The 5,267-nt window shown below is 60.1% G+C and carries 5 protein-coding genes and 1 pseudogene; 4 read left to right on the forward strand and 2 right to left on the reverse strand.

Annotated elements, in window-relative coordinates; translation table 11 throughout:
- Positions 1 to 86 (forward strand): annotated as a pseudogene (locus I8N66_RS35870) (xanthine phosphoribosyltransferase); the annotation flags it as partial.
- A gap of 86 nt (positions 87 to 172) precedes the next feature.
- On the opposite strand, the gene I8N66_RS35875 reads toward I8N66_RS35870, so the two are convergent.
- Positions 173 to 1,648 (reverse strand): NAD(P)H-hydrate dehydratase, encoded by a 1,476-nt coding sequence (locus I8N66_RS35875; protein ID WP_291164856.1) that lies wholly within the window; start codon positions 1,646 to 1,648, stop codon positions 173 to 175.
- A gap of 343 nt (positions 1,649 to 1,991) precedes the next feature.
- On the opposite strand from I8N66_RS35875, the gene I8N66_RS35880 reads away from it, so the two are divergent.
- The 3 genes from I8N66_RS35880 (at position 1,992) to hspQ (ending at position 4,426) form a co-directional block, all read left to right on the forward strand.
- A complete protein-coding gene (locus I8N66_RS35880; protein ID WP_003528058.1) occupies positions 1,992 to 2,330 on the forward strand; it encodes a P-II family nitrogen regulator in 339 nt (112 codons plus the stop codon).
- A 64-nt stretch (positions 2,331 to 2,394) separates the two neighbouring features.
- Positions 2,395 to 3,804, forward strand: coding sequence for a type I glutamate--ammonia ligase (glnA, locus tag I8N66_RS35885; RefSeq protein WP_034791062.1), 1,410 nt, complete (start codon positions 2,395 to 2,397; stop codon positions 3,802 to 3,804).
- Positions 3,805 to 4,096: 292 nt separating this feature from the next.
- Positions 4,097 to 4,426: a heat shock protein HspQ gene (hspQ, locus tag I8N66_RS35890; protein ID WP_057255944.1), complete on the forward strand. Its 330-nt coding sequence runs from the start codon at positions 4,097 to 4,099 to the stop codon at positions 4,424 to 4,426.
- 73 nt (positions 4,427 to 4,499) lie between these two features.
- Here the strand turns inward: hspQ and I8N66_RS35895 are convergent, their stop codons facing one another.
- On the reverse strand, positions 4,500 to 5,129 hold the full coding sequence (locus I8N66_RS35895) for an invasion associated locus B family protein (protein ID WP_113537140.1): 630 nt from the start codon (positions 5,127 to 5,129) through the stop codon (positions 4,500 to 4,502).
- Positions 5,130 to 5,267: the final 138 nt, after the last annotated feature.

Here is a 5,267-nt window from a genome sequence, read left to right on the forward strand (position 1 = left end):
AAGTGAGCCAGGACACCTGGATCTACTTCCCCTGGGACATGGGCTTCACTTACCAGGAGCCGATCGCCAAGGGCTCTCGCGGTTAAGAGCCGAGCAAATACGTAAAGACGCCTCGAGTGGCCCCTTCCAGGAAAGGAAGTCCGGCTGCTCGAGGCTTTTTTTGTTTCCGACCTCACACCATCGGCGGTATGGCGCCGATCAATGTCTCGGCCGTGAGCCCTCGCCCGGCCTGACTACCAGCTGCCCCGTGTCGCCATACGGCGGCAGCCGCCGCCTCGAAGGCCGGCAACCCTTGCGCAAGATGCGCGCCGGTGATGCCGGCGAGAACATCTCCCGAACCGGCCGTTGCCAGCCATGGCGGCGCATTGTTGTTGACGACGGCGCGCCCATCCGGTGCGGCGACGACCGTGTCCGCTCCCTTGTAGACGATGACAGCGTGGCTAACGCGCGCGGCGTGCTGTGCCTTTTCGATCTTGGAGAGTGCGTCGTCGCCGGCAATTTCGGGAAAGAGGCGGGCAAATTCCCCCTCGTGCGGCGTCAGGACCATCTGGCCTCCGCCCCTTACGAGCGCGGCGGAGAGTTCCTCGCGGTTCGCCTGAAATGACGTGATCCCATCTGCGTCGAGTACCAGCGACCGATCGCAAAGGGCGAGTGCAAAGTCCCTCGCCTTCTTGCCGACACCGAAACCAGGCCCCAGAACGAAGCTACCCAGGCGGTGATCCTGCAGCCATTTCGTCAGGTCGCGCTTACCCTCTACTTCCTTCACCATCACCGCGGTCAATTGGGAGGCATTGATCCCGAGTGCTGCCTTTCCCGTTGCCACCGTGACCAATCCGGCGCCGGCCGCGAGACCAGCCATGGCCGCCAGCCGTGCGGCGCCCGTCGCCTGTCGGTCGCCTGAGAAGACGACCAGGTGACCACGCCTAAATTTATGCGTCGATGCTGCGAGGTCACCTCCCCAGCCCGACCAGACCGCCGGTGCGTTCAGACGCAGCGAGCCGGCCCCGGAGAACACGACGCGGGCTGGAATGCCGATATCGAAGACTTCGAGCGTGCCGCACAGGGCGCGCCCGGGCAGAAGCCAGTGGCCCGGCTTCGGCACCATGAAAGTTACCGTATGGCGGGCCGCGAATGCAGCGCCGCGGATCTCGCCGGTCCGTCCGTCGATGCCGCTTGGCAGATCGACCGCGACCACCGGGAGCCCGCTTGCGTTGACGCGCTCAATGAGCTCAACGACATCGCCCGGGAGATCACGCGAGAGCCCGGCGCCGAACAGCGCGTCGATGACGACATCGCCGGCCTGGGGATCGAATGCCGCAAGCGGCGCCACCGGCCCGTTCCATTCCGAACGAGCACGCGCGGCGTCTCCTTGAAGTGCTGCTGCGTCGCCGAGTGTGAAGACCGCGACGCCCGCTCCACTTGCCGCCAGACCGCGGGCTGCGATGTAACCATCACCGCCATTGTTGCCTGGCCCGCAGAGAACGACGAAGCGGGCGGCATCCGGGAAGTGTCGTAGCGCCGCCGCGGTCACGGCCAGACCGGCGTTGCGCATGAGCGTAAAGCCATCGATGCCGGATCGGGCGGCGGCCTGATCTATTGCCGTCATTTCCGAGGGCGTGATCAACAAGTGCTGAAGTTCGCAGTGCATGCACCAGACTTATCCATGCCCGACGGCATGAAGCAAGGTCCCACGCCCACTACGCGTATTGCCCTATAAATATGCATCTGCACATATTTGTTGCTCAAATAACGTGCGTTGTCGTATCGACGACAACAGACCACGGTCAAAGTCGAGCATGTTTCAATCGAAAATTACAAAAATTAGGCAGATTACGGCCCGGAATGGCATGGAAACCCAGCGATCGCGGTTCCGGCAGTAGATTTTTTGTCGTTCTGACAGATTTTCGCAGAAAAACTGGCATGCAACGTGCATATTCAAGGCGAGCGGGCATGATCCTGCTTTCAAGGGAGAAGCGGAGAGACATTTTCTCATGAAAAAGATCGAAGCGATCATTAAGCCCTTCAAGCTCGACGAAGTGAAGGAAGCCCTTCAGGAAGTCGGCCTACAGGGCATCACCGTCACGGAAGCCAAGGGCTTCGGGCGGCAGAAGGGTCACACGGAGCTGTATCGCGGCGCTGAATACGTGGTGGACTTCCTGCCGAAGGTTAAGGTCGAAGTCGTGTTGGCGGATGAAAACGCGGAGGCCGTCATCGAGGCGATCCGCAATGCCGCGCAGACCGGCCGCATTGGTGACGGAAAAATTTTCGTTTCCAATGTGGAAGAAGTCATCCGCATTCGCACGGGCGAAACCGGCCTCGACGCCATCTGATATCACGGGCCGTCCGGCCCGGTTCTTTTCAAACCTCGTCATCTCACACAGGGAATAACGGCAAATGACGACTGCAAGCGATATTCTGAAGCAAATCAAGGACAACGACGTCAAGTTCGTCGACCTGCGCTTTACCGATCCCAAGGGCAAGCTGCAGCACGTAACGATGGATGTGGTCTGCGTCGACGAAGACATGTTCGCCGACGGCGTCATGTTCGACGGCTCCTCGATTGGCGGCTGGAAGGCCATCAACGAGTCCGACATGGTGCTGATGCCCGATCCGGAAACAGCGCATATGGACCCGTTCTTCGCGCAGTCGACGATGGTCATCATCTGCGACATTCTCGATCCGGTCTCGGGCGAATCCTACAACCGCGACCCGCGCGGCACGGCCAAGAAGGCGGAAGCCTACCTCAAGGCATCCGGCATCGGCGACACCGTCTTCGTCGGCCCGGAAGCCGAATTCTTTGTCTTCGACGACGTGAAGTACAAGGCCGATCCTTACAACACCGGCTTCAAGCTCGACTCCTCGGAACTGCCGTCGAACGACGACACCGACTATGAGACCGGCAACCTTGGCCACCGTCCGCGCGTCAAGGGCGGCTACTTCCCGGTTCCGCCGATCGACAGCTGCCAGGACATGCGCTCGGAAATGCTGACAGTTCTGTCCGAGATGGGCGTAACGGTCGAAAAGCATCACCATGAGGTGGCTGCCGCTCAGCACGAGCTCGGCGTCAAGTTCGACGCGCTGGTGCGCAACGCCGACAAGATGCAGATTTACAAGTACGTCGTGCACCAGGTCGCAAATGCCTATGGCAAGACCGCAACCTTCATGCCGAAGCCGATCTTCGGCGACAATGGCTCGGGCATGCACGTGCATCTGTCGATCTGGAAGGACGGCAAGCCGACCTTCGCAGGCGACGAATATGCCGGCCTGTCGGAAAGCTGCCTCTACTTCATCGGCGGCATCATCAAGCATGCCAAGTCGCTGAACGCATTCACCAACCCGTCGACGAACTCCTACAAGCGTCTCGTCCCGGGCTATGAAGCACCGGTTCTGCTCGCCTACTCCGCCCGCAACCGTTCGGCCTCGTGCCGTATTCCGTTCGGCACCAACCCGAAGGCCAAGCGCGTCGAAGTCCGATTCCCGGACCCGACCGCCAACCCCTACCTCGCTTTCGCAGCCATGCTGATGGCCGGCCTCGACGGCATCAAGAACAAGCTGCACCCGGGCAAGGCCATGGACAAGGACCTCTATGACCTGCCGCCGAAGGAACTGAAGAAGATCCCGACGGTTTGCGGCTCGCTGCGCGAAGCGCTCGAAAGCCTCGACAAGGACCGCAAGTACCTGACCGCCGGCGGCGTGTTCGATGATGACCAGATCGACTCCTTCATCGAACTGAAGATGCAGGAAGTGATGCGCTTTGAAATGACCCCGCATCCGGTCGAGTACGACATGTACTACTCGGTCTAAGGCCGTGCCGGCCGGCAGCGACATCGCTTCCGGCCCGGCACCCCATGCAGAAGGCCGGCGCGTCGATCGACGCGCCGGCCTTTTTTTGGCCTGTTGCCCCCAACCTGAGGGACCCTGCAGCGCAGTGATCGACCGCCCGCCTTGCCGCATTGGGTGATAATATGCCGACGGCAACTTTTGCGCGTCTAGATGGATACCGAGCGCAATGGTCCAACGCCGGACGGAAGGGAGATCCCTATTGATGTTTTGGGTTCGCCAACCCAGATAATCTCCTGAAAGGATGTGTTGCGTCATGAAACAAAGAAACGCCAAATTCGAGATCGGACAGGTGGTTCGCCATCGGATTTTCCCGTTCCGCGGCGTCATTTTCGACGTCGATCCGGAATACGCCAACACCGAAGAATGGTGGAACGCCATTCCGCAGGAGATCCGCCCGAGCAAGGATCAACCCTTCTACCATCTGTTCGCCGAAAACGATGACAGCGAGTATGTCGCCTACGTTTCCGAGCAGAACCTGGAGTTCGACGACAGCGACCGACCGATGCGCCACGCACAGGTCGATGCGCTGTTCGACAAGGATGGTGTCGGCCACTACAGGCCAAAGGCGGCGTTCCGTCATTAGGGTATCGCCCCGGACAAATAAAAAACGCCCGGACACAAGGTCCGGGCGTTTCTTTTTGGGATCGTGTGATCGCTTAATTCTGCTTGGCAGCCTTCTGGGCTTCCTCAAGCTTCTTGCGGGCGTCTTCAGCCTTCTTCTGCATTTCTTCCTGCAGGAGGCGTTGACGCTCTTCGAGCTGCGACTGTTCCATCGGCTCGCCGTCGAAGACGCCGGTGAAGCCCGTGAGAGCCATCTTGATCGGGTTCGGAGCGCGCTGGTAGTTGACCGAGGTGAAGACCACCTCGTTGCCCTTCTTCAGGCTTGCGATCAGCTGGTCGGACAGCGGCGCTTCAGCGACGCACTTGTCCGGCATGCAGATTGCGTAGTCGAGCTTGACCGGCTTGCCGCCGTCGATCTGCATCTGGACACCCGTCGGGATCAGGCGCGCGGACGGTACGGAAACCTGCAGGACCTTGCGGTTGACCTTGCCGCTTACGGTGATGAGGCCGACAGCGGTCACGAGCTGACCATTGTTGGCGGTCAGGAGGTTCTGAACGATGCAGACGTCATTGTCTTCCTGCTTGGTGCAGATCTTGAACCAGCCCTGCGGCGGCTTGCCACCTGCCTGCTGGGCGGATGCAACACTCGGTACGCCCGCAGCAGCTACAGAGAGCGCCAGCGCTGCCATACCCGAGCGTTTGGTAAAATTCGACTTGAAGATCATTGTGATTCCGTCTCCTGAAATCCGGTAACGGAACACATCGTTCCGCAGGTGAGTATCGTCAGCCGCCGTTGTCCTGTTGGCCAAATAAGGCAAATGCATGACCCCGATTCCGGAAACACCTGTTACAATGGCACGCTA

Origin of the sequence: Ensifer sp. SSB1 (genome assembly GCF_016652895.1) — a bacterium.
Classification (GTDB): domain Bacteria; phylum Pseudomonadota; class Alphaproteobacteria; order Rhizobiales; family Rhizobiaceae; genus Ensifer.

Coding starts and splice junctions, on each gene's coding strand:
- glnA (WP_034791062.1), top strand. CDS start 2,395: ATGACGACTGCAAGCGATATTCTGAAGCAAATCAAGGACAACGACGTC.
- I8N66_RS35895 (WP_113537140.1), bottom strand. CDS start 5,129: ATGATCTTCAAGTCGAATTTTACCAAACGCTCGGGTATGGCAGCGCTG.
- I8N66_RS35880 (WP_003528058.1), top strand. CDS start 1,992: ATGAAAAAGATCGAAGCGATCATTAAGCCCTTCAAGCTCGACGAAGTG.
- I8N66_RS35875 (WP_291164856.1), bottom strand. CDS start 1,648: ATGCACTGCGAACTTCAGCACTTGTTGATCACGCCCTCGGAAATGACG.
- hspQ (WP_057255944.1), top strand. CDS start 4,097: ATGAAACAAAGAAACGCCAAATTCGAGATCGGACAGGTGGTTCGCCAT.